Raw genomic sequence first — 23,130 nt, 5'->3', positions numbered from 1 at the left:
TTTATTAAATTTTAATAAATGTAAATAAAATTTCCATACCTTCATTTATTCATTTTTAATAAATGAAGGGCTTTTACTAACCAATTGTAAACCATAAGATACACAAGCCAGCCCTGGCAGGTAGCTGCTGATAGCTGATATGCAACATATGAAAAAAGCATTGAAGATTATCCTATGGTCGGTTTTGGCCATCATATTATTGGCGGTAGGCGCCATGATGTTGTTTGCCTACAAGGTTACCCATGGTTTCCCGGTGTCGTATGAAACGGAGGTGCCGGCTATTGCTTTCCCCGCACATCAAAAGGCGGTGCTCCTGTTTTCCAAATCAACCGGTTTCCGCCACGGCGAATCTATAGAGGCCGGCAAAAAGGCCTTTGCCGATCTGGCCAAAAAGAACGATTGGTTTTTGTACAGTACCGAAGATGGCGGGGTGTTCAACGCCGCGCAACTGGCTAAAATTGATATTGTAATCTTCAATAACTGCACCGGGCGGCTACTGAACGATGAGCAGCAAAAAGCCTTGCAAGCTTACGTTAGCGGCGGCGGCAACTGGTTGGGCATACACGGCGCGGGCGATAACTCTCACCAATGGCCCTGGTATGCCGAAAACCTGATAGGGGCTAGCTTCTCGCACCACCCGATAGAGAAACACCTGCAGCAAGCAACGGTTTCGCTAAACACGGTAACCGATAGTTTAGTAGTAAAGGGTTTGCCGCAAACCTGGGCGCATACCGACGAGTGGTACGTATTCTTCGATAACCCCCGCAGCCATGGCGCGCATGTTATTTATGCTATAGATGGCGATAAGATCAATCCCAACGGTAACATTCTGTTCGTGAAAGATAAAAACTTCGGTATGGGTAAAGACCATCCGGTGGCCGGGTACCGCGAGGTGGGCAAAGGCCGGGCCTATTATACATCCATAGGGCACGATGCAAGCGCCTGGGCGCAGCCGGCATTCATAAACCTGCTGGAGAATGAGGTAAAGCGCAGCGGCGCCAAATAAGCACCAATTTTAAAACCATAAATACAAAACAACAAACATGAAAAAGTTCAATTTACTGCTGGCAGGCTTGCTGGCTTTCTTATTCATCTCGGTAAAAGCGCAGGCACAAACTACGCCACCGGCTTATTTTGCGGGCAAATGGGATATTTTGATAAAAGGCACGCCCAATGGCGATGTGCATATGTTTTTCACCATAACCGAAAAAGATGGCGCCTTTACCGGCACGATGGAAAACCCCGAAACTAAGAAAGACGAGCCCGTAACCAAGGTTGATAAGAACGAGAAAGGCATCGCCATTTTCTTTACCACACAGGGGTACGACGTAAACATCACCATGGAGAAAAAAGACGACGACCACGTTACCGGCAGCCTGCTGGGTATGTTTGAGTGCACCGGCGAGCGGGTGAAACAATAAACTAAAAGCTTTTTACTTTAACTGATCTGATAACCGCGCCCGGCATTTGCCGCGTGCGGTTTTTTTTTAATGCGCCGCCAACAGTTTTTATGATAGCGTTTTACATAATTAATTTATCTTCGCGCACAAAATTTACGATAGTATTTACATGGCAAAGGCATCTGAAGTTAAAGTAGGGAATATATTACGCTACAACGGCGAACTGGTAATTGTTACCGAGGTTTTACACCGCACCCCCGGCAAAGGCGGCGCGTTTTATCTGGATAAGTTCCGCAACATAAAAACCGGCAGGGCGGTAGAAGCACGCCTGGGTACCGATGAGCAGGTAGAGATATGCCGCGTGGAAACCAACGATTTTCAATACCTGTACGAGGAAGGCGACTATATGGTAGTAATGGATAACACCACTTACGATCAGCATAGCATCCCCAAAACGCTGTTCGGCCCGGCGGTTAAATTCCTTAAAGAAGGTATGAACGTTATCGTGTCCTTCGAGAGCGAGGAACCCATTATGGCAACCGCCCCTAACCACGTTGAGCTGGAAATTACTTACACCGAGCCTGCTGTTAAAGGCGATACTTCATCTGGTGCCATGAAAAACGCCACCACCGAAAACGGCGTGGAGATAAAAGTGCCCCTGTTTGTAAACCAGGGCGATAAAATAAAAGTAGATACCCGCACCGGCGAATACGTTGAGCGCGTAAAATAGCAAACTGTTGCAAATTATTTAAAACGGGTAGCCCGGCCATTGCGCCAGGCTACCCGTTTTTGCTTTTATACAAAACCTAAACGCGCTACCGGCCGCCCTGCGGTATCAAAAAATACCTACTATACGGTATTGCAAAATAAATAATAAATTTTGCCCTAAATATCCTGACGTTTTTGATAATGAACCTATTGTACTTATAAAAATATAGTCTGATATTTAACATACTAAAACTTTGTAACGATGAAAAAAGCCCTGTTATTACTATTTTTTGTAGCGGCATTTTCGTATTCCGCTTTTTCGCAAACCGGCACTATAAGCTGTATTGCTTATAAAGAAAACTTCAGAACATCGGGTACCTGGGGCACATGGCCCGACAAATGGAAGAGCTACTCAGACGAGGGGCGCAGCAATCCCAAAATACGTATCACCAATAATGGCAAAAACGACGATGGCGTTACCACTTACCGCGTTGAGATAATCGTGGATGGGACAGTAAGCGCAGACTTTTCAGTGACCTACGATGCCGATAAAACCACGCAGGTACGAAAAGACTGGAACGACGAGTATGCAAATTGCTACGTGGATAAGGTAGGCGATTACATATACACCCAAAAGGTATCATTAAAATCCCTCTCAGACGACCCTAACGATTGGAAAGACAATAAAGACTCGCAGATGTATTTTTTCCTGTTCTCTGCCGATAAGGCGATAGTAGTGAAATAACCTACATTTTACAGTGAAAAATCGGTTTCGTCCTTTCAGTAAGTACCCGGATGGGCATCTCGCCGGGATGTACAGACTGTTCGCACTTTATTTTAGCATATGTTTTATGCACCGAATTTTTTATAAATATATTTCAAATAATTAGTGACATCTTTGATAATCAGCCTATATACTTATAAAAACCATTAATTAATATTTTAACACAACTAAATTATTATCACAATGAAAAAGGCACTTTTGTTATTGTTTTTTGTAGCGGCATTTTCATATTCCGCATTTTCGCAAACAGGTACCATAAGCTGTATTGCTTATAAAGAGAACGTTAGGACCAGTGGTACCTGGGGTACGTGGCCCGATGAATGGAAAAGTTATAAAGACGAAGGGCGCAGCAACCCCAAGGTACGTATTACCAATAACGGCAAAAATACCGACGGCGTTACAACTTACCGGGTAGAATTGCTGGTAGACGGTAATGTATCGGCCGATTTTAACGTAACCTACGATGCAGATAAAACCACACAGGTACGCAAAGATTGGGGCGACGAATACGCAAACTGCTACATAGATAGCGTAGGCGACTACGTGTACACCCAAAAGGTATCCTTAAAATCGCTATCCGATGACCCAAAGGATTGGGCCGACAACAAAGAAGCGAAGATGTACTTTTTCCTGTTCTCGGCAAATAAAGCCATTGTTGTTAAATAACCAGAATTAGCAGGCGGCTGGCACAGCTGCTTTGCCCCGGGGGTATTAGTACAGATGCGTCCCCTTTGCATTGCCAATGGAAAGCCGGTTTTAAGGTAAGCACACCTTTAGCCGGCTTTTGTGTTTTCTTCAGCATATTTGCGTGGCGGCGCCTTAGCGCCTATATGTCTAATCAAACCTAATCTGCAATTTGTTTTTTATGGTTTGACTGCACAAAAAAGCATTGTTTTATCCACTTTTTCATAGTTTTAACGATTGATTGATTTTGCCGGTACTCATTCGATTCGATCTGCAACAAATATTGTTCGCCACATTATAAGGATGTCTACATCCGGTTTCTATTGACCTGTACATTCATTCGGGGAGTATATATACAACAAGATACTTTTAAGCTTAAGTAATGGAAAGTAGCCAGAGTTTGACGCACATGCCTGCAAAATGCGGTACTTTATGCGGTCCCAAAAACGTTTCGTCGCACCCGGTAAACCAAAGCCTGTTAAGCCAGGTGAAAAACTTTTTTTCGAAGTTGTTCGATACAGCCGATTGGCCTGCCCGGTGGCACTGTGGAAATTGGGAACAATTTCATGGGTGGTTGTACATCATTTCTGATGTGGCAATCTGGGTTGCCTATTTCGCTATTCCCATCTTGTTATTCCGCATCATCAGCAAACGAAAAGATATTCCTTTTCCAAAAATCCTTTGGCTTTTTATCGCCTTTATACTGCTGTGCGGTTCTACACATTTATTGGATGCCCTGATTTTTTGGTGGCCGGCCTACCGGCTAAGCGCATTGATAAGATTTTTCACCGCTATCGTGTCGTTGTTTACCGTGTACGCACTTTATAAACTTTTGCCGATGATTTATCGTTTACGAACGCTCGACGAATTGGAAGCGGAGATAATCGAACGAAAAAAAGCGGAGGAGGAGGTAAGGCTGCAGCAGGTATCGATAAGAGCAACCGAGGAATTGATGGCCAAAAAGGATGAATTTATGAGTATAGCCAGCCACGAGCTAAAAACACCCATAACTACCGTTAAAGCATCTTTGCAGGTTTTGGAAAGAATGGTTTCCCAAAACGATGACTTAAACGGTATTGCACCATTTGTGCAGCGTTCATCCAAACAGATAAATAAATTAACAAGCCTGATAGATGAATTATTAGATGTGACAAGGATACAGGCCGGAAAGCTTGAACTTAAAAGGAGCGAATTTAACCTGATGGAAATGGTGGTTGAATGCGTTGACCAATGCAGATTGGCAGATGGGAAACACAGCGTAGACATCCGCGGAGATGAATCGCTGATGCTTTTTGCAGATCATGACCGGATTGAACAGGTTTTAAGCAATTTTTTAACGAATGCTTTTAAATACTCCCCGGCAGGCAGCCCGGTTGAACTTCATTTTGAGCGGTTGGATGATGGCCGGATCAGTTTGAGTGTTACCGACCAGGGCATAGGGATACCTGAAGATAACATAAGCCACGTATTCGACCGGTTCTTTAGGGCAGAGAACACCTCACATAATTACTCTGGAATAGGGCTTGGCCTGTACATATCTTCGCAGATAATAAAAGGGCATAATGGTGAAATTGGTGTGCGAAATAACCCTTTAAAAGGGGTGACTTTTTGGTTTGCTATTTGATATTAGCCGCATTATAGTGGCGCGTATCAATCTGGCTTCCTTGATTATTTTGATACGCCATTAAAGCAAGGGGCAATCCGGCCTTTACGGCGGCATTATCGGACTTGAAATTTTTATAAACAGACGTGGGTGCCTTTATAGAGGGGTTTAATCAGATAATACGTAGCCAAAAGCTTTTAACTCCTTAGCGGTAGTTTGCCTACCCTTTCGGTCATAGTATTTCCATACATTGCCAACTTCTTCCGTCCAATATGAAGTTTCGTACGTCTTTATAATTTTTCCTTTGCTGTTCCTTTTCAGAATAATTTCTTTCTTATGAAATTCTTTTTTATCCACGTAGTGGGTGGCCATAAGTTTACCATCTTCGTAATAGTATTTATAGGCTATATCGCCAGCCGGAAACCAAAATTCTTTTTTTAATACACCGTTTGGATAATAATCCTGATGTATATTACGACCAGTTACTTTTTTAATATGGCCATCGCTATAAAAAAGTTTTTCTTCATTAAAAACGGGATTATCGATATAAACTCTTTCGATTACGCCGGTAGGATAAAATTTCGTGGAGATAACGCTAAGTTTGCCGTTTTGTAAGATATCTAATTGAGGTACACCATTCTCATAGTATTTGCGCAACTTATAAGTATCGTAATCCGACTGGTCCATTTCATACTGCAGCTTACCAGAAACATAATATTCTTTCGTTTCGGCAGATTTAAGTTTATCATTGGTATAGTAGCCCGTAAAATACCCCTTGTTTGCTTTCTGTTCATGCCAATATCCTTGCTTGAGGCCATATCTATCAACCCGGTTTATAGTATCACCGTTTTGGATAATAAATTTAATAGGATAGACTTTGTATTTATCGGCATAATATCGAATTGACGAATCGTTCACAGTAACCACTCCGGGGAGTTTTGAGATGCCTTTTATTTTAAACGCATAGTCAAACGCACAATCGCAGGTGTATTCTATTACCTGTAGTGTGATTTTACCGTTTAGCGCAGTGTCGGGAAATAATCCGCCCTCCTCGTAAGACAGTTTTAGTGTATCCGATTTTAGTTTTAGTTTGATGTTATGGATGCCGGCACAATTGGTTATTAATCCAATGGATAGTTTATAAACACCACTATCTATGCGCTGGCTGATAATCCTTTGCTGTATTCGGAACAAATCTGCGTTAGTATCGCACGAGGATTTTTGGAAACTAACGAGTTTTAAATTAGGCGATTGGCCGTACGATAAACAAGCCACCGACATCAATAAAGCAAGCCATAAAAATTTCATGAAGCGATTAGGTGTTAGGTGATCAAACGAGTTTTGTACTATCTTTTCAGGTTCGGATTAAATTGTGAAGATTATCCCTGCAACCTATTTATTTGCTGCAGTTCTTGTAAACAACTCCTCCTAATGCGTCACCTTCTTCAAATCCTTTTCCAGCTGTAAAATATGGCTGTCTTCCAGCCAGTCGGCAAGGCGGTCGGGCAAGTGATTAATGGATTTAAGTACCTCACTCACCCATGTGTCTCCATCAGCCCGGCAAGAAGGCTAAATTCCAATCATTTCACCTTAAACGCAATCACCGAGTTTTTTGTAAACGTAGGCACGTAGATGATTTTTTCTGCGGCGTTATAAGCAAGGTCTGCGGTGCTCATTTTCTTGTCGCGGGTATCTGATAGCACTTGTGTGGATCCGTCGGCGTTTACGTAATAAATAGTGCCTGCCCATCCGGTCACAATAAACTCCTGCGGGCCTACCTTAACAACGCCGTCGGTACCACCTTCCATGCCTTTTGCAAGTGTTGTGGCATTTTTTTTGGCATCTACTTTTTGTAAAACGCCGGCGGTAAGTACGTAAAGGTCGGTGCCTACGGATAACACGCCGTTTATGCCTTTCATATTCTCTAAATAAACGCTGGCCTTGCCATCAATTATTTGGTGTACGCTGCCGGTTTGCGAATCGCTTACGTAAATTATGCCCTTTTCATTGATGGTTATGTCGTTCAAAAACTTAGCGCCTTCAACCGTTATACGTTTAATAACTGTAGCCGTATTAACATCTATTACGACTACAGTTGTCAATTCGGCAGCGTATAGCAAATTCTTATACAGGCCCATACCTTTTGCTGCGGTAAGCCCGGTAACCCAGTCTGTTTTGATGATCTTGCCATCTAACCCAATCTTACTGATACCGCCCGTTCCCGGCTTTTTAGAATCGCCCATATTGGCTACATAAAGGGTTTTACCCTTTGCGTCATACAACACCGATTCGGGCGTATTAAGCGTAGAGTCGCTTTGCCAGATTTTTTCTAGTGAATGCTGGGCATAAATAGTACCCGTTAATAAAACAAGTAAGGCGGTTAACAAATGTTTCATATTTATATTTTTTAGTTTATAATCTTAAAAATTAGCGCCTTTACAAGAAGCACCCTAAAACCTTCCAACTTTCCAACCCCATCAATGCGTCACCTTCTTCAAATCCTTCGCCGGTTGCAATATGTGGCTGTCTTCCAACCAGTCGGCTAGGCGGTCGGGCCAGTGGTTGATGGATTTGAGTTTGCGATTGGTGCCCATGTTGAAGGCGTGGTCGCCCTGGGCGTACATATGCAGTTCTACGGGTACTTTGGCTTCGCGGTAGCGTTGTAGCAACTGGATAAGCGGCAGCGAGCAGCAGGCATCGTCGTTAGCGGCCACTAAGAAAGCGGGAGGCGCATCAGGTGCGATGGTTGCCGGCACATAAGACGGACCGGGGTACACCTGCACAATGAAGTTAGGTTTGGCGTTCGCGCGGTCTATCAGGTCGGGGGCGTTGGGGTCGCCGTCGTAACCGCCGAAGGCTATCATGTCTACCACTTCGCCGCCGGCCGAGAAACCCATGAGGCCGATGCGATTAGGATCGATACCGAATTCGGCAGCGCGGCTGCGTACCAGGCGCATGGCGCGATAACCATCCTGTTTGGCGTGTACCTCTATTTTATAGGGCGATAGCGTATCGCGGCCCAGGCGGTATTTTAAAATAAAAACGGTGATGCCCAGGCTGTTGTAGAATTTGGCAGGCGCCACGCCTTCGGAGTTGTAAACCAGCAGGCGGTGGCCGCCACCGGGGCATATCACTACAGCAGCACCGTTGGCCGTGCCGGCGGGCGGGGCGTAAACGGTGAGCGAGGGGTTATGGATGTTCTTCACCCAATAATCCTTAGCTTGCTCTGGCTCGTTGCGACGGCTCTCGAAACCGGGCGCGCCTTTTCCCCAAAGGGGGATAACGGTTTGTGCAGATACTATCATACAGCCGAATTGCAGCGCGATGATGAGCGCAGCGTACATCATTTTTCTCATATAAATTAGGCTTTTTTCTGAAAAAAATGCGGGTTTTTCTTCCAGGTTTTATGGCAATCAATTACGCATGCCTCATGGCCATTGGTTTTGCGTAAATATCTGTATTATAATACGATAATACAAAGCCGATAATTTAGTTTTGTCCAATTTTTTCCAGGTTTTTGCACATGTTTATACAGGGCATTTCCAGGTTTTTCTAACGATAATCCCAGGCACGTGGGCATCCGCAGTACTAACTCATGAACTTTTTCCACCAGTTGCTTACCAGTGGTGCATCAGCCTCCGTAGGTTTTCCCGGTTCGGGGAGGAGTAGCTTGATGTTCTTTTCCTTCGCTAATTGCACCAGCCGTTCGGCGGGTTCGTACCAGGCATGCGGCGCCAGGTTAAAGGTGCCCCAATGGATGCCCATCATGATATCGCCCTTCAGATCGAGGTGCGCGTTGGAGGCGTTATCGGGCCCCATGTGTATATCTGCCCAGTGTTGCCCGTAGGCACCAATCTCCAGCATGGTCAAGTCGAATGGGCCGAAGGTTTCGCCGATGGCCTTGAAATCGGGCGAGTAGCCCGAGTCGGCCCCGAAATAGATATTATGCATAGGGCCCTTGATGACGAATGACGACCACAGTGTTTCGTCGCGGTGGGTGATGCCCCTGCCCGAGAAATGCCTTGCCGGGGCGGCGGTTATGCTGCAGTCGCCAATCATTACGCTATCTCCCCAATCCACTTCGTGGATGAGTCCCTTATCTATACCCCAGCTTTCGAGGTAATCGCATACGCCGAGGGAGCATATGAAAGGTACGTTTTTGCCTGCAAAAAACTTGATGGTGGCTTTATCCAGGTGGTCGTAATGGTCGTGCGAAGAGATGATGACATCTATCTTAGGCAAATCGGCCAGGGCTATCGGCGGTTGGTAAAATCTTTTTGGCCCGAAGGATTGCGAGAACGATACGCGTTGGCTCCAAACCGGGTCGGTAAGGATGCGTATGCCGTCTATTTCGATGATGAGGCTGGAGTGCCCAACCCAGGTTATGCGCAGGCCGCTTTTGGGCGGGGTATCATATATCGATACATCGGTGCTGAATGGGCCTAAGGTTTTCTTCGGCGTATTCTCCGCCGTGTTGTTCATATACTCCCGCAGGATGGGTATCATTTTGCCGAACCCGGCCGAATCGGTAGGTATGGTGTTGATGAACTTGCTTCCTTTTTTTCGGGATCCGGATATACTCATAGGTACAGGTATTTAAATGCAATAACGCAAAAAACTACCTTATTGATTGTAACAACTGACCTATTGTTTCAAAAATTCAATACAAATGTTACAAAATTGCAATAGCATGGCAGGCAGTTCCGGTTGCAGGTAAGGATGGCTGGCGTTGAATACATGGTCGGCGCCTTTTATAACCGCCAGTTGCGCTGCAGGCTGGGCCGCATGCAGTTCTTCGGCATGGCTGAGGGGTACGCTGGTATCCTCATCGCCATGTACGATGAGCCAGGGCTGTTTTATTTCGGCTGCCTTTAGCTGTATATCGAGCCTTTCGGGGTTCTTCTCCAGATCGTTCAGCAAGCTTACCTTGTAGGGCATGTTTTGTTTAGTGCGCGAATTGACGATATACATTACGCCCTGCAGCTTCCATTGCGCCTCGGCCTGTTTGGGCCAAAGGTTGTAGAAGCTGGAAATTGCCGCCATGGTTACCAGCTTGGTGATGCGCTTATCCTCGGCGGTTTTTACGATACTGATGCCACCGCCCAGGCTGTGGCCAATAAGGTAAACCTCGCGCACGGCGGGCACATACGAGCCGCCGCAGGCAAAATCGATGACTGAGTTAAGGTCGTCCAGCTCTATGCTGAAGGTGTTATCGCTAAAGGCGATAAGGTCGGCAAAATCGGTAGGCCTATCCAGTGTGGTGCCGTTATGCGAAAAGTTGAACTTGAGGTAACGGAAGCCGTTTTGGGCAAAATGCTGCGCTACCAGGTTGTGCGCGCCCCAATCTTTAAATCCGCGTATGCCGTGGGCAAATATCACCAGTGGCGCTTTGGGGTTGGCATCATCAAAAGTAATATCGGCCAGCATACCCCTGCCTTTGGCACCGGGGATAGTGTAATGGTTTTTGCGGATCATGGGTGCAATTTAGTAATGATGCCGCAATGAAATGATGGTTGCCGTATTATTTGTAATAATATAAACCATGCGGTGTTCGCGGGTTATCCGGCGCGACCACGTACCGGATAAATGGTGCTTTAGCGGTTCGGGTTTTCCTATCCCTTTAAAAGGATTTTCGCCGATGGATTGTATCAGTTGGGAAATGCGGGATTGGATGGATAAGTTATTTGATTCTTTCCAGTATTTTAAATCGGCTTTTGCTTTATCGGTGTAAACTATTTCCACAAGTCATCCAGTGGAATTGCAGATACCTTGCCCTCTTTTGCTTGCTGTATGCTTTCGTCGAGGTGGTTTTTCATAGCAACGGAGGATAGGAGGTATTCCGTTGTATCCATGTCGTCGGTTTCCTCATATTCGTAATGAAGGCTATCCAAAAAAGCAATCAGCGCCTTCTCTTCCTGTTCGTTATGGATTTTTACCGTTAAACTTGTCATATAACAAATTTAAATAATTTATGGTCAATATAAAAATAGCTTGCGGTTGTTTAGGGGTGCTTGATCATCCGTTCCATGAATGGAACGGCAATGAAGGTGGATTGGCGCCATATGTTGAATAAAAATCAGAATCCCACCTTCATTGCCGTCGGTTTCCAACCGAGGGAAGCTTACACCTTCTTCCCGTTAAACATAATGCTGTACAAATCCGTCCTGCGGTCTTTTAAATTCTGTACGCTGCCGTACTCGTGCAGTTCGTTCAACACGGAAAGGTCTACATCGGCTATTACGATCATTTCGGTATTGGGCGTAGCTTCTGATTGGATGCCATTGGTAGGGAACCCAAAATCCGACGGTGTAAACACGGCCGACTGTGCATAGGATATCCCCATATTATTTACATTGGGCAGGTTGCCCACGCAGCCAGCGATAGCCACATAGCATTCGTTTTCTACCGCGCGGGCCTGGGCGCAAAACTTTACCCGGTTATAGCCATTTTGCGTATCGGTAAGGAAGGGCACAAAGAGTATCTGCATATCCTGGCTTGCCAAAATACGCGATAGCTCGGGGAACTCCACATCATAGCAGATGAGGATGCCAATTTTGCCTGCATCGGTATCAAAAGCGATCACCTCGTCGCCGCCTCGCATGCCCCAACTGCTGATCTCAGACGGGGTGGGGTGTATCTTGGTGGTCTCTTCCATACTGCCGTTGCGGCGGAACAGGTACGATACGTTGTAAAGCGAATCTTCCTCTATCTTAGGCATGCTGCCCGCAATAATGTTTACGTTGTAAGATACCGCCAGTTTGCTGAAGGCTTCTACTATTGGCTGTGTGTATTGCGCCAGCTCGCGCATGGCGCGGGCAGAGTCGAGGTGATTGTACTCGGCCATCAAGGGCGTGTTGAACAACTCGGGGAACAAGATGAAATCACTTTGGTAGTCGCTTACGGCATCTACAAAGTATTCGGCGTGCTTTAACAATTCGCTAATGTTGTTGTAAGGGCGCATCTGCCATTGCACCAAACCAATGCGCACAACGGTTTTATTGTTAATGGCGGTGGTTGGTTCTTCAAAATAAACGTTGTTCCACTCTATCAGCGTAGCAAAACCTTTGGATCGGCTATCCTCGGGCAGGTAATTGCGCAATATCTTCCTTACGTGGAAATCATTTGCCAGCTGAAAAGACAGGGTGGGATCATATATCTCTTTGTACTTAACCTTATCAATGTATTGCTTGGGGGTAAGGTCGTTCTGGAATTTCTGGTAATTGGGTATGCGCCCTCCGGCAATGATGCTTTTGAGATTGAGGTTTTCGCAAAGCTGCTTGCGGGCATCATATAAACGCCGGGCCAGGCGCAAGCCTCGGTATTTGGGGTGCACGAAGATGTCGATACCGTAAAGCACGTCGCCTTTATCGGTATGGGTTTTAAAGGTGCTGTCGCCGGTTATTTGCTTGTAAGTGTGGGTGTCGCCAAATTTGCTGTAATCAACCATAATAGATAGCGCACAGCCTACTACTTCGTTGTTTACGGTTACGCAAATTTGCCCTTCGGGGAAAAGCTTTATCAGCTTTTTTATCGATGCGGCATCCCAGTAGTCCTCGTCCATATCCATGTACGCCGATTTCATCGATTTCTTCAGTTCCTGGTAATCCTGTACATCCAGGTTACGTAGTTCAATACTTTGCAGATCCATATGTTTTGGGTAACGGTGTTTGTTTGTAATTGTTTGGTTATGTAGTCCATAGTCGATGGTCCATAGTCCATAATAGCTGCGTGAGAGTAGTTCATAGTCGATGGTTTGCCGCTTTGTAGATTTTTTGCTTCCTCTCTTACTATGGACTCTCGACTATGGTCTATGGACGTCCTTTCTCAAATCTCAAATCTAACATCTCAAATCTATTCCTTATGCCCCCACGCCCACCATATCAGCAAAGGCTGCAAAACTACCAGCCTTATCCAGGCAACCAAAGGGGATACGGTTAACGTACCTAATAAAAAGGGCGCATCAATAACCATCTGGATATGTACAGGCAAAAAGGCAAGCAGCATCAAAATGATACCATAGACCGCAAACCGCTTTGTTTTTGGTGATATGAGCAGCAGGGCGAATAAAATTTCAAAAAAGCCCGACAGAATATTCAATACTACGGGGTAGGGGAGATAGCGCGGAATTATATGATAATACGATTGTGGGTTGTAAAAGTGGTTGGCCCCGGCCACAAAATAAAATATGACCAAAATCACTAAGCTTATTTTTTTGATATTTGTAATTTTCATAGGCTGGTGATTGATAAAAAAGAAACATTGTTAAAATAATATTCCATTTTTTGTAATATTCATTTTATTTATAAGCATTCTAAATACCTCTGTTTGACAAAGCCTTGACATTGCATCCTGTACAGTATGCTATTTTTGTTGGGTCAAATTTAAAACTGCTTTGAAGTATCTAAAGGTAATAGCTTTTACGCATAAACAAATCGAGCTGAAGGAATTGGGGAAGTTGGTAATATGCCAGGAAGACCTTACCGGTAAGCTCCAGGAGGTGAAAGCCAATTTTGGTATTGATGAAATATTTTACCTGGCTACTTGTAACCGTGTGGAGTTTGTATTATCGACCCCACAGAAGGTGGATAGAGAATTTGCCCATGAGTTTATCGATGCACTGGGCATTGGCCTTTGTACCCACTCGATGGGGACCTTTTTAGATGCTGCTTCTATATACGAAGACCATGCCGCTATGGAGCATCTGCTGCGCACTTCGTGTTCGCTGGAGAGTTTGGTGGTGGGCGAGAAAGAGATACTTGCCCAATTGCGCAAGGCTTATGATAGCGGCCGCGAAGCAGGCCTCACCGGCGATAAGCTGCGCGTGATAATGGATTGCGTAGTAAAAACTGCGAAGGAGGTTTATACCCACACCAATATCTCTAAAAACCCTATTTCGGTAGTATCTCTGGCTTACCGTAAGCTTAAGGATTTGAAGCTTTGCTCAAATGCCCGCGTGCTCATCATCGGTGCAGGCGAAACCAACAAAAATATTTCTAAATACCTGCAGAAACATAAGTTCAGTAATTTCTCGGTTTTTAATCGCACGCTATCCAAAGCGCAGCAACTGGCCGATGACCTGGGCGGCGACGCTTACGAACTGGAAGACCTGAAGACCTATAAAAAAGGCTTCGATGCCATTATTACCTGCACCTCTGCAGTAGAGCCCATTATTACTACAGAAATATACGCTTCGTTGCTTAATGGCGATACCGACAAGAAGACCATCGTAGATCTGGCCATCCCGAACGATACCGCACCCGAAGTGCTGGAGCAATTCGACGTGAATTTTATAGAGGTACACTCCCTTAACGAGGTTGCCAAAAAGAACCTGCAGGAGCGCTACCACGAACTATCGCACGCTGAAACCATCATAGAGCAAAACATCAACGAGTTTTTGGTGATGCTTAAACAGCGCCGCATAGAACTCGCCATGCGCCAGGTGCCCGAGAAGATAAAAGAAATACGCCACAACGCCGTAAACACCGTATTTGCCGAGGAAGTGCAAAGCCTTGATAAAGAATCGCGCGAGATACTGGAAAAGGTGATGAACTATATGGAGAAGAAATATATCAGTGTGCCTATGATTATGGCGAAGGATATATTGATCAACAGTAATTAAGCTACCGCGAGTTTAGCGAAGCATAACTCGGGGTGCCGATGGCGTAAGCTTCCAGCTTACGTCTAAAAACCATTCATTTTTTTTATCTCTAAGGCAGAAGCTAGTTACAGCAGTCACCATTATATTAAGATTAATCCCGGAATTAATCCTTTGCCCCCTGCATAATCTCTCGCACTGCTATATAAATAGTGCTCCGGTTCGTCAACCCATCCAGCCACTACCGGATTGTAGTGCAAATAATCAATTTTTTGATTAATAACCTCGTTGCTCCATAACTCTATCGGGTGATTGCCTTGTTGCCAAAATTGAACATATTCGTTATTAGGGTTCAGTTTGCCTTCCCGCTCAAAAAACCACATCATCCATTCGCGGCGGCTTTCCTGGCCGTTCTCACTAATTGCCGCGGTCAATTTTTTGGATGTATGCCGTTTGATGTCTCTTAAAATATGCTCCATTGGCTTATCGTGCGTGCCGATAATTAAATGGACATGGTTACTCATGATAACCCACGCATACAGCTCCAGCCCTTTTTGTTCGATACAATGATTTAAACTGTCAACTAAAATGTCTTTGTATTCTCTCCTGGTAAATACATCTATCCACCTAATTACAGAAAATGTGACAAAGTAAAGGCGGTTCTGGTTGTGGAATTTATAATTGCTGCTCATAGTTGCAATATAGTGATCATCTAATATAATAATTATAAGCTATCACGAGTTAGGCATTGCTAAAGCTGGAAGCTTTAGCAATGCGAGTCACGAGTTACACTTCGTTAAACTCGCGACAGCGTTTTTTTTAAAGCTATCGCGAGTTTAGCGAAGCGTAACTCGTGGTGGGCATGTAAGCTTCCAGCTTACAGTATTGTTGTTGCTAAAGCTGGAAGCTTTAGCAATGCGAGTCGCGAGTTACGCTTCGCTAAACTCGCGACAGCTTAGCAGAGTTTCCCAAACATCCCTATATTTAAGGTCATCAAAATCCTTATCCCCATGTACGAAACCGTAACCGTTGATGAAGCCTTAGCCCGCGGAAAGCGAACGATAACTTATCCATCTGTTTTCATTTTTTTTGCCACCACAGGTCTGACGATTTTTTTGATCCTGCAGATGAACTTGCCCGGTTGGATAGTCGTCTTCAGCTTTGTGATAGGGCTTGCATCGTCGTGGTTGTACTGGTCGGTTATGGCGGCGCGTTGGCGCATATGGGCATTTGATAACGTACGGAACGTACACGAGCTAAAAAAACGGGCCATAAAAGCCAACCTGATATGGGCCGATGGTGCCTTCTGGGAGAAGACCGAGCTGCGCTCTGCTACCCAGAAAGAAAAATGGGCAGCCTTGCAGGAAAAATTCAAGCAGCCGGACATTTTTCATGATGATTACAGCATCCCCACCGAAACACGCATCTATTATTCCAAAATTATGGCAACGGGTACCTTGCTATTCGGCATAGGGATGGCTGGTGGCAGCGCATACTTTTTTACAGGGGGCGATTCTCCGATACTTGCATGCGTGTTCGTGCTCGGCGGCCTCGTATTCATCTTTATGGGCTACCGCCATTTAACAAACCACAACCCGCAGATAATACTGAGCAACAATGGCGTTGCCCTGACAGACAATGTTTTTTACAGTTGGGCCGATATATCGAATGAAGATACCCGCATTGTGCGCCATGGTAAAAGCAGCACAACTTATTTTGTTTTTACTTTGGCAGGCAACGAGACAAAGATTGATATCGGTGCCCTTGGTATTGCCACCCATCAGTTCGAAAAACTGCTAAGGACATACCGCGGTCGTCACAATAACCGTATGGCGCATTAATCTGCCATGCCTGCGGTCGCCGGATTTTGCATTCGTGTAATTCGCCTCAATTTTGCAAATTAGTGTTCATTAGGTCATATTGTTGCAATTCATGCAATTGGCATTCCTTATCATCCCCATAAAAAATTAAATTTGCAGCTAAAATAATTCACCCCTTTGGACAGAAAAATAATTATAGGAACGCGTGGCAGCGAATTAGCTTTATGGCAGGCCAATTTTGTGAAAGATAGCCTGGAAGCGATACACATATCCGCCGAACTTAAAATTATCAAAACACAGGGCGACCGCATCCTCAACCTCAGCTTCGATAAGCTGGAGGGTAAAGGCTTCTTTACCAAGGAGCTGGAAGAGGAATTGCTGGCCGGCACTATTGATATTGCCGTGCATTCGCATAAAGACCTGCCTACCGAAAACCCTCCGGGCCTCATCATAGCCGCAGTATCCGAACGGGAAGACCCCGCCGAATTGCTGCTGGTGTTAAAAGACTGTACAGATGTGCGCCAAAAGCTATCTGTTAAATTTGGCGGCTTAGTAGGTACATCATCTAACCGCCGTAAGGCGCAATTGCTAGCCGTTCGGCCGGACCTGGAGATAAAAGATTTACGGGGCAACGTGCCCACCCGCATAGGCAAACTACGCGACGAGAAATATGACGCCATTATGCTGGCCAAAGCAGGCGTAAGCCGTTTAGGTATCAACCTGGACGAATTTCATGTAGAAGAAATCGGCGCTACAGAATTTATACCGGCGCCTGCGCAAGGCGTTTTAGCCATACAAATACGCGAGCGCGACCATATATTATACGAAGCATTACAGGACCTTAACCACCCTGATGTGGCCGCAGAACTGGCCGTAGAGCGCAATGTGCTCAAACTATTCGGCGGTGGCTGCCACTTGCCACTGGGCGTTTATTGCCGCAAGGAGAACGATAAGTTCCAGGTGTTTACCAGCAAGGCCGAGGATGGCGAAGGCTTCCCCGACAGGCTTTTTATAGAGACCGATACGCTGGAAGGCCTGCCCGAAAAAATCGTAGCCAAATTTGCCAAAGACCGCAAATTTCCATCGAAGGTATTCATCTCACGCGATATTTCTGCGGGGAGCTATTTCCGCAGGGCGTTGGAGAAAAATAAGATAGAGATAGAGGCCCGGTCGCTCATACGCACGGTGCGCACCATCAACAAGTTCGATAGCTACATCCTTAAAAATATCGATTGGGTTTTCTTTAGCAGCAAAAATGCCGTGGAATACTTTTTCCAGCTGAACCCAACCTTCCCGAAAGGGGTGAAGTTTGGGGTGATGGGTACCGGCTCTGAAGATATGCTGCGCAAGAACGGCCACTTTGCCGATTTTGTGGGCGAAAGCACCGATACAGCCGATGTGGCTGCCGATTTTGCGGCCATAGCCAACGGCTCGGCTATACTGTTCCCCGGCGCGGATAACCCCATGAGGAGCATACAGCAGGGCTTATCGGCAGAAACAAAAATAATAGACCTGCCGGTTTACGAAACCGTTTTAGAAGAACACGTAGAACCGACAGGTGCCGATATACTGGTATTTACCAGCCCAAGCAACGTGGAAGCCTACTTTGTAGATAATCTGCTGCAGCCGCAACAAAAAGTAATAGCCATAGGCAAATCAACAGGCAAAAAATTCGAAGAAATGGGTGTAAGCTATAAGCTGCCTTTCTCGCCCGATGAAATAGGCCTGGCAGAAGCGGTGTTTGGCATTTAAGCCCCCTAACCCCCTGAAGGGGGAACTATGGAGGCAGTAATTTAAATAAGAAATTCAAAAACTCCCCCTTTAGGGGGTTGGGGGGCTCATGTTACAACGACCAAGAAGAAACCGGAAGAGTGAAGTTATCCGCCAGATGGTGCAGGAAACGCATGTTAGCGCGGCTAACCTGATATTTCCGCTGTTTATTGTGGATGGAGGGAACGAGAAGAGTGAGGTGAAATCGATGCCGGGGATCTTCCGTTATTCTATAGATAATTTGCTGCGCGAGGTGGAGAGCTGCCTCAATCTGGGCTTGAAATCTTTCGACCTGTTCCCAAATATCCACGACGACTTTAAGGATAAATATGCCACCGAGAGCTACCGCGAGGAGAGCCTTTACCTGCGGGCTATACGTGCAGTAAAAAAGGAATTCCCGGAGGCTTGCGTAATAACCGACGTAGCGATGGACCCCTATAGCAGCGACGGGCACGATGGCATTGTGGAGAACGGCGAGATACTGAACGACGAAACGCTGGAGGTGTTAGGCAAAATGGCCCTGGCGCACGCCCGCAGCGGCGCAGATATTATTGCCCCAAGCGACATGATGGACGGCCGCGTAGGCTATATCCGCAAAACGCTGGATAATGCCGGTTTTAGTAATGTGTCCATCATGTCGTACTCGGCAAAATACGCCAGTGCTTTTTATGGTCCCTTTAGGGATGCCCTAAATTCGGCACCAAAATTCGGCGATAAGAAAACCTACCAGATGAACCCAGCCAACCAGCGTGAAGCTTTGATAGAAGCCAACCTGGATGAGCTGGAAGGTGCCGATTTCCTGATGGTGAAACCCGCCCTGGCCTACCTGGACGTAATAAAACTGATAAAAGACAATACCGAATTGCCCGTTGCCGCATACAATGTAAGCGGCGAATACGCCATGATAAAAGCCGCAGTACAAAACGGCTGGCTTAACGAACAACGCGCCACCATGGAGGTGCTCACCAGCATCCGCCGGGCGGGTGCTACTGCGATACTGACGTATCATGCAAAAGAGGTGTTATTAAATAAGTGGCTGTAGGTTAGAGACCAGAAGATAAAGAATAGAGGTTAGGACACCTTCACCACCATGTCATTGCGAGGAACGAAGCAACCTCATAGGACGAGCGGGCATGCTGAGATTGCCACGCTATCGCTCGCAATGACGGAACCAAAAATATGCAAATGCAAGTTAAAGATATCAGCAGAGCAAAGTCTGCAGAACTGTACGAGAAAGCAAAAACCTATTTCCCCGGTGGGGTAAACTCGCCTGTGCGGGCATTTAAATCTGTTTACGGCACGCCGCTTTTTATCGAAAAAGGCGATGGCAGCCATATTTGGGATGCCGATGGCAATGAGTTTATTGATTTTTGCTGCTCATGGGGGCCGCTTATTTTGGGGCATAACCATGCTTCAGTTCGCAACAAAGTGATGGAAGTGATGCAGAATGGCATGTCCTTTGGTGCACCAACGGCATTGGAGAACGAACTGGCGGAGCTTATCCTCAGCAATAATAAATACATCAAAAAAATACGTTTCGTAAGCTCGGGGACGGAAGCTGTTATGTCGGCCATCAGGCTTGCAAGAGGTTATACCAAACGCGATAAGATACTGAAGTTTGAAGGCTGCTACCACGGCCACACCGATGCTCTGCTGGTAAAAGCTGGTTCGGGCCTGGTAACTTTTGGCGAAACTTCATCTGCAGGCGTACCAAAAGCCTTTGCCGATGAAACTATTGTGGTGGCGTTGAATGATAAAGACGCGGTGCTAAAAGCCTTCGAAGATTTTAAAGACCAGATTGCGGTAGTTATTATCGAACCTATCCCGGCTAACAATGGCTTGCTGTTACAAACCAAAGAGTATTTACAATTCCTGCGCGATACCTGTACCCAAAACGGCACGATGCTATTGTTCGATGAAGTAATCTCCGGTTTCCGCGTTGGTTTCGAGGGCGCAGCGGCCTACTACGATATCCAGCCGGATATACTTACCTATGGTAAAATTATTGGCGGTGGCTTGCCGGTTGGCGCTTACGGCGCATCGGCAGAAGTAATGGATCATATATCGCCTGTGGGTTCGGTTTACCAGGCAGGTACGCTATCCGGCAATCCGGTTGCTATGGCTGCGGGTATCGCCCAACTAAGCGAATTATTGCAGCCAGGCTTTTACGAAGAGCTGCATGCAAAGACCGCCGATTTCGTAAAGTCGATAGAAGACTTTGTTGCCGAACGGGGTTACGAATTGAAGATATTCACTATTGGCTCCATATTCTGGTTCGCGTTTACGGATAAGGAAAGCATCCGCACTGCAGACGATATCAACCCGGCGAGTATGCTGAAATTCAAGGTCATGCATCGCGAACTCATCAATCGCGGCGTATATTTAGGCCCATCGGGCTACGAAGTGGGCTTTATATCATTGGCACATACAATAGCCGATTTGGAAACAACAAAAACCGCTATCTTTGATAGCCTTGATATAGTATTTAACCAATAATTTTGCGGTTGGCGGTAGGCAGTTTGCAATTCAAAACTATTCACCACTCTCCGCTCACCACTCACTAGTATGAAAAGATCGCTTGTTATATTTTATGCCATTATCATTTACGCCCTTGCGGAACTGATGTGGTGGGGGTACATGCTGGTGAGCTTGCAGCCCCGTCGTTTCGCCATGATCATGGGCGAGGGTTCGATGTTCATCATCGTGTTTTTATTGGGCGCTTACCACATGCACACTTCTGTAAGAAAAGAACGTAAGCTGATGGAGCAAAAGAGGAATTTTTTACTCTCGGTAACGCACGAACTGAAATCGCCGCTTGCATCTATCAAAATATTGCTCCAAACCATCCAAAAGCGCGATTTGAGCAAGGCCCAGATACTTGATTTTATTGATAAATCATTGCTCGATGTAGAACGGTTGGACGATATGGTAGAGAACATGCTGCTGGCCGCAAAAATTGAAAACAGTTCATACACTTTTCCAAAAGCACAATTTAACCTTTCGGTATTGGTGGATAGCATCGTAAACCGGCTGCAGATAACTAAATGCGATTGCAACCAGCAGATTATCAACGCCGAAATAGAACCCAAAATTGAGATAACCGGCGATAAATTCGCGCTGACATCGGTGGTAACCAACCTGGTAGAGAACGCCGTAAAGTATTCCAAACCTTGCATGGCGGTTGATGTGAAGCTGTTTCAGAAGGATGGCAAAGTATTCTTCCAGGTGGCCGATCATGGCATCGGAATATCTGACAGTGAAAAAACACGCATTTTTGACAAATTTTACCGTGTTGGCAGTGAAGATACCCGAAATACCAAGGGAACCGGCCTTGGCTTGTATATTGTAAAGGAAGTGCTAGACAAACACCAGGCCAGCATCAGGGTGAAAGATAACCGCCCCGCCGGCAGTGTGTTTGAAGTTGTATTTGCATAAACGTAAATTAATAGTATGATACCTGCTAAAAAGAGAATATTATTGGCCGAAGACGAAGAGCATTTGTTGGAAGCCATCAAGCTGAACCTGGAGCTGGAAGGTTATAAAGTTTCTACAGCAAATAATGGTAAAAAAGCCCTCCAGATTTTTAAAGAGGAGCGGTTTAACCTGGTAATACTGGATGTGATGATGCCCGAGATTGACGGCTTTGTGGTTGCAGAAACCATCAGGCTCGAGAACTCGGAGGTGCCCATCATGTTCCTCACGGCAAAAAACACCAACGAGGATAAGATATCGGGACTTAAAAAAGGTGCGGATGATTACCTTACCAAACCGTTCAACCTGGAAGAGCTTATCCTGCGGGTAAACAACCTGGTAAAACGCAGTCTCAAAGGCGACGACCTGAAAGAGTTCAACAGCTACAAGATTGGCGATAAAACCATCCACTTCAACTCTTTCGAGTTGGTGAACGGCGATGAGAGCATCACCCCGCTTACCAAAAAGGAAACCATGCTGCTGAAGCTATTGATAGAGCGCCGCAACGAGGCCGTATCGCGCGAGCAGATACTGGAAACCGTTTGGAATTATGATGTTTACCCATCAACCCGCACCATCGATAACTTTATCCTCACCTTCCGTAAGTATTTCGAGCCGGATCCCAAAAACCCGGTTTACTTTCACTCAATACGCGGCGTAGGTTATAAGTTTACAGATCAGCATTAATACATGTTCACGGTACGGGCACGCATATTAGTCACCGGTCTTTTTGTGGTACTGCTTACGGCGGTATTATATATGCACATCTACCCCTTGGCGGCGGTGTGCGTAATGTTCATCGTGTTGCTGGCATGGGGCTATTTTAAACAAGGCCCGATAGTGCTGGCGGCAAAGCATTTCCACAACAAAGATTACCGCGGTGCTGAGCGTCTGTTGAATGAGGTGAGCAGGCCAGAATGGCTAAGCAAGCGCAGGCGTGGCTTCTACGAGTTTATATATGGCGGCATATGCCTGCAAAAAAAGGACTATGAAGGGGCAGAGCAGCATTACGAGATTGCGGCTCAATACCCCCTGCGCAGCGCTAACGACCACGTAGCTGCCCTGGTACACGTAGCCAACATCAACGTACGCAACGGTAACTATGAGAAGGCACGAGCCTACCTGCAGTTAACTGAGAAACATAAAGATAATATTACTGCCAAAATGAAAGACGTGATAGACCGCGTGGAGCAGGAATTGAGAAAACACTAAAGAAAAGACGCAAGAGGTCAAGACATAAGAAGCAAGAAAAAAATCTTGTCTCTTGATTCTTGACTTCTTGTTTCTAAAAAAAA

At 45.8% G+C, this 23,130-nt stretch carries 24 protein-coding genes; 14 read left to right on the top strand and 10 right to left on the bottom strand.

The window, feature by feature from the left end:
* Positions 1 to 148 precede the first annotated feature (148 nt).
* The 6 genes from AC1DYT_RS23065 (at position 149) to AC1DYT_RS23040 (ending at position 5,200) form a co-directional block, all read left to right on the top strand.
* Positions 149 to 1,006, top strand: a complete 858-nt coding sequence (locus tag AC1DYT_RS23065) for a ThuA domain-containing protein (protein ID WP_477471861.1) — start codon at positions 149 to 151, stop codon at positions 1,004 to 1,006.
* 37 nt (positions 1,007 to 1,043) lie between these two features.
* Positions 1,044 to 1,421: a hypothetical protein gene (locus AC1DYT_RS23060; RefSeq protein WP_477471860.1), complete on the top strand. Its 378-nt coding sequence runs from the start codon at positions 1,044 to 1,046 to the stop codon at positions 1,419 to 1,421.
* Between the two features lie 148 nt (positions 1,422 to 1,569).
* Positions 1,570 to 2,130 (top strand): elongation factor P, encoded by a 561-nt coding sequence (gene efp / locus AC1DYT_RS23055; protein WP_133229083.1) that lies wholly within the window; start codon positions 1,570 to 1,572, stop codon positions 2,128 to 2,130.
* A gap of 240 nt (positions 2,131 to 2,370) precedes the next feature.
* Complete coding sequence (locus tag AC1DYT_RS23050) at positions 2,371 to 2,853, top strand: hypothetical protein (protein ID WP_477457227.1); 483 nt, start codon at positions 2,371 to 2,373, stop codon at positions 2,851 to 2,853.
* Between the two features lie 222 nt (positions 2,854 to 3,075).
* Complete coding sequence (locus tag AC1DYT_RS23045; protein ID WP_477471859.1) at positions 3,076 to 3,558, top strand: hypothetical protein; 483 nt, start codon at positions 3,076 to 3,078, stop codon at positions 3,556 to 3,558.
* 427 nt (positions 3,559 to 3,985) lie between these two features.
* On the top strand, positions 3,986 to 5,200 hold the full coding sequence (locus AC1DYT_RS23040) for a sensor histidine kinase (protein WP_477471858.1): 1,215 nt from the start codon (positions 3,986 to 3,988) through the stop codon (positions 5,198 to 5,200).
* A 147-nt stretch (positions 5,201 to 5,347) separates the two neighbouring features.
* On the opposite strand, the gene AC1DYT_RS23035 is transcribed toward AC1DYT_RS23040, so the two are convergent.
* The 9 genes from AC1DYT_RS23035 to AC1DYT_RS22995 form a co-directional block, all read right to left on the bottom strand.
* Positions 5,348 to 6,487, bottom strand: a complete 1,140-nt coding sequence (locus AC1DYT_RS23035; RefSeq protein WP_477471857.1) for a hypothetical protein — start codon at positions 6,485 to 6,487, stop codon at positions 5,348 to 5,350.
* A 272-nt stretch (positions 6,488 to 6,759) separates the two neighbouring features.
* Entirely contained in the window at positions 6,760 to 7,575 is an 816-nt protein-coding gene (locus AC1DYT_RS23030) for an SMP-30/gluconolactonase/LRE family protein (protein WP_477471856.1), read from the bottom strand.
* An 81-nt stretch (positions 7,576 to 7,656) separates the two neighbouring features.
* On the bottom strand, positions 7,657 to 8,535 hold the full coding sequence (locus AC1DYT_RS23025) for an alpha/beta hydrolase (protein ID WP_477471855.1): 879 nt from the start codon (positions 8,533 to 8,535) through the stop codon (positions 7,657 to 7,659).
* 232 nt (positions 8,536 to 8,767) lie between these two features.
* Complete coding sequence (locus tag AC1DYT_RS23020) at positions 8,768 to 9,763, bottom strand: MBL fold metallo-hydrolase (RefSeq protein WP_477471854.1); 996 nt, start codon at positions 9,761 to 9,763, stop codon at positions 8,768 to 8,770.
* Positions 9,764 to 9,823: 60 nt separating this feature from the next.
* Positions 9,824 to 10,654, bottom strand: a complete 831-nt coding sequence (locus AC1DYT_RS23015) for an alpha/beta hydrolase (RefSeq protein ID WP_477471853.1) — start codon at positions 10,652 to 10,654, stop codon at positions 9,824 to 9,826.
* A gap of 9 nt (positions 10,655 to 10,663) precedes the next feature.
* The gene (locus tag AC1DYT_RS23010; protein WP_477457236.1) at positions 10,664 to 10,921 is read right to left on the bottom strand and encodes a Txe/YoeB family addiction module toxin; all 258 of its coding nucleotides are present in this window, start codon (positions 10,919 to 10,921) and stop codon (positions 10,664 to 10,666) included.
* Entirely contained in the window at positions 10,912 to 11,130 is a 219-nt protein-coding gene (locus AC1DYT_RS23005; protein WP_477457237.1) for a hypothetical protein, read from the bottom strand. Before AC1DYT_RS23005 ends, AC1DYT_RS23010 begins: the two co-directional genes overlap by 10 nt.
* Before the next feature lie 170 nt (positions 11,131 to 11,300).
* Entirely contained in the window at positions 11,301 to 12,827 is a 1,527-nt protein-coding gene (locus AC1DYT_RS23000; protein ID WP_477457238.1) for a GNAT family N-acetyltransferase, read from the bottom strand.
* 203 nt (positions 12,828 to 13,030) lie between these two features.
* Positions 13,031 to 13,411, bottom strand: a complete 381-nt coding sequence (locus tag AC1DYT_RS22995) for a DoxX family protein (protein ID WP_477471852.1) — start codon at positions 13,409 to 13,411, stop codon at positions 13,031 to 13,033.
* Positions 13,412 to 13,571: 160 nt separating this feature from the next.
* Here AC1DYT_RS22995 and hemA point away from each other — a divergent pair, with 160 nt between their 5' ends.
* Positions 13,572 to 14,798, top strand: a complete 1,227-nt coding sequence (hemA, locus tag AC1DYT_RS22990; protein WP_477471851.1) for a glutamyl-tRNA reductase — start codon at positions 13,572 to 13,574, stop codon at positions 14,796 to 14,798.
* Positions 14,799 to 14,917: 119 nt separating this feature from the next.
* On the opposite strand, the gene AC1DYT_RS22985 is transcribed toward hemA, so the two are convergent.
* Complete coding sequence (locus tag AC1DYT_RS22985) at positions 14,918 to 15,466, bottom strand: REP-associated tyrosine transposase (RefSeq protein WP_477471850.1); 549 nt, start codon at positions 15,464 to 15,466, stop codon at positions 14,918 to 14,920.
* Positions 15,467 to 15,784: 318 nt separating this feature from the next.
* Between AC1DYT_RS22985 and AC1DYT_RS22980 the strand changes: the two genes are divergently transcribed.
* From AC1DYT_RS22980 to AC1DYT_RS22950, 7 genes are all read left to right on the top strand, one after another.
* On the top strand, positions 15,785 to 16,615 hold the full coding sequence (locus AC1DYT_RS22980) for a hypothetical protein (RefSeq protein WP_477471849.1): 831 nt from the start codon (positions 15,785 to 15,787) through the stop codon (positions 16,613 to 16,615).
* 156 nt (positions 16,616 to 16,771) lie between these two features.
* Positions 16,772 to 18,346 (top strand): hydroxymethylbilane synthase, encoded by a 1,575-nt coding sequence (gene hemC, locus AC1DYT_RS22975; RefSeq protein ID WP_477471848.1) that lies wholly within the window; start codon positions 16,772 to 16,774, stop codon positions 18,344 to 18,346.
* 88 nt (positions 18,347 to 18,434) lie between these two features.
* Complete coding sequence (gene hemB / locus AC1DYT_RS22970) at positions 18,435 to 19,406, top strand: porphobilinogen synthase (protein WP_477471847.1); 972 nt, start codon at positions 18,435 to 18,437, stop codon at positions 19,404 to 19,406.
* Positions 19,407 to 19,549: 143 nt separating this feature from the next.
* On the top strand, positions 19,550 to 20,860 hold the full coding sequence (hemL, locus tag AC1DYT_RS22965; protein ID WP_477471846.1) for a glutamate-1-semialdehyde 2,1-aminomutase: 1,311 nt from the start codon (positions 19,550 to 19,552) through the stop codon (positions 20,858 to 20,860).
* Between the two features lie 69 nt (positions 20,861 to 20,929).
* Positions 20,930 to 21,799, top strand: a complete 870-nt coding sequence (locus AC1DYT_RS22960) for a sensor histidine kinase (protein ID WP_477457247.1) — start codon at positions 20,930 to 20,932, stop codon at positions 21,797 to 21,799.
* An 18-nt stretch (positions 21,800 to 21,817) separates the two neighbouring features.
* Entirely contained in the window at positions 21,818 to 22,522 is a 705-nt protein-coding gene (locus AC1DYT_RS22955) for a response regulator transcription factor (protein ID WP_477457628.1), read from the top strand.
* Positions 22,523 to 22,525: 3 nt separating this feature from the next.
* Positions 22,526 to 23,047: a tetratricopeptide repeat protein gene (locus AC1DYT_RS22950; RefSeq protein ID WP_477471845.1), complete on the top strand. Its 522-nt coding sequence runs from the start codon at positions 22,526 to 22,528 to the stop codon at positions 23,045 to 23,047.
* Positions 23,048 to 23,130 lie beyond the last annotated feature (83 nt).

Source organism: Mucilaginibacter sp. P1_D10, from assembly GCF_056406215.1.
The sequence above is the reverse complement of the archived record's forward strand: the minus strand, read 5'-3'. Positions and strand labels throughout refer to the sequence as shown.

What these genes read in the sequence shown, in the direction of transcription:
- AC1DYT_RS23000 (WP_477457238.1), bottom strand. Translation starts at nt 12,827, where the DNA reads ATGGATCTGCAAAGTATTGAACTACGTAACCTGGATGTACAGGATTAC.
- hemL (WP_477471846.1), top strand. Translation starts at nt 19,550, where the DNA reads ATGCAAGTTAAAGATATCAGCAGAGCAAAGTCTGCAGAACTGTACGAG.
- AC1DYT_RS23020 (WP_477471854.1), bottom strand. Translation starts at nt 9,763, where the DNA reads ATGAGTATATCCGGATCCCGAAAAAAAGGAAGCAAGTTCATCAACACC.
- AC1DYT_RS23045 (WP_477471859.1), top strand. Translation starts at nt 3,076, where the DNA reads ATGAAAAAGGCACTTTTGTTATTGTTTTTTGTAGCGGCATTTTCATAT.
- AC1DYT_RS23035 (WP_477471857.1), bottom strand. Translation starts at nt 6,487, where the DNA reads ATGAAATTTTTATGGCTTGCTTTATTGATGTCGGTGGCTTGTTTATCG.
- AC1DYT_RS22985 (WP_477471850.1), bottom strand. Translation starts at nt 15,466, where the DNA reads ATGAGCAGCAATTATAAATTCCACAACCAGAACCGCCTTTACTTTGTC.
- AC1DYT_RS23025 (WP_477471855.1), bottom strand. Translation starts at nt 8,535, where the DNA reads ATGAGAAAAATGATGTACGCTGCGCTCATCATCGCGCTGCAATTCGGC.
- AC1DYT_RS22995 (WP_477471852.1), bottom strand. Translation starts at nt 13,411, where the DNA reads ATGAAAATTACAAATATCAAAAAAATAAGCTTAGTGATTTTGGTCATA.
- AC1DYT_RS23065 (WP_477471861.1), top strand. Translation starts at nt 149, where the DNA reads ATGAAAAAAGCATTGAAGATTATCCTATGGTCGGTTTTGGCCATCATA.
- AC1DYT_RS22950 (WP_477471845.1), top strand. Translation starts at nt 22,526, where the DNA reads ATGTTCACGGTACGGGCACGCATATTAGTCACCGGTCTTTTTGTGGTA.
- AC1DYT_RS23005 (WP_477457237.1), bottom strand. Translation starts at nt 11,130, where the DNA reads ATGACAAGTTTAACGGTAAAAATCCATAACGAACAGGAAGAGAAGGCG.
- hemB (WP_477471847.1), top strand. Translation starts at nt 18,435, where the DNA reads ATGTTACAACGACCAAGAAGAAACCGGAAGAGTGAAGTTATCCGCCAG.
- AC1DYT_RS22960 (WP_477457247.1), top strand. Translation starts at nt 20,930, where the DNA reads ATGAAAAGATCGCTTGTTATATTTTATGCCATTATCATTTACGCCCTT.
- efp (WP_133229083.1), top strand. Translation starts at nt 1,570, where the DNA reads ATGGCAAAGGCATCTGAAGTTAAAGTAGGGAATATATTACGCTACAAC.
- AC1DYT_RS22980 (WP_477471849.1), top strand. Translation starts at nt 15,785, where the DNA reads ATGTACGAAACCGTAACCGTTGATGAAGCCTTAGCCCGCGGAAAGCGA.
- AC1DYT_RS23015 (WP_477471853.1), bottom strand. Translation starts at nt 10,654, where the DNA reads ATGATCCGCAAAAACCATTACACTATCCCCGGTGCCAAAGGCAGGGGT.
- AC1DYT_RS23050 (WP_477457227.1), top strand. Translation starts at nt 2,371, where the DNA reads ATGAAAAAAGCCCTGTTATTACTATTTTTTGTAGCGGCATTTTCGTAT.
- AC1DYT_RS23060 (WP_477471860.1), top strand. Translation starts at nt 1,044, where the DNA reads ATGAAAAAGTTCAATTTACTGCTGGCAGGCTTGCTGGCTTTCTTATTC.
- AC1DYT_RS23040 (WP_477471858.1), top strand. Translation starts at nt 3,986, where the DNA reads ATGCCTGCAAAATGCGGTACTTTATGCGGTCCCAAAAACGTTTCGTCG.
- AC1DYT_RS23030 (WP_477471856.1), bottom strand. Translation starts at nt 7,575, where the DNA reads ATGAAACATTTGTTAACCGCCTTACTTGTTTTATTAACGGGTACTATT.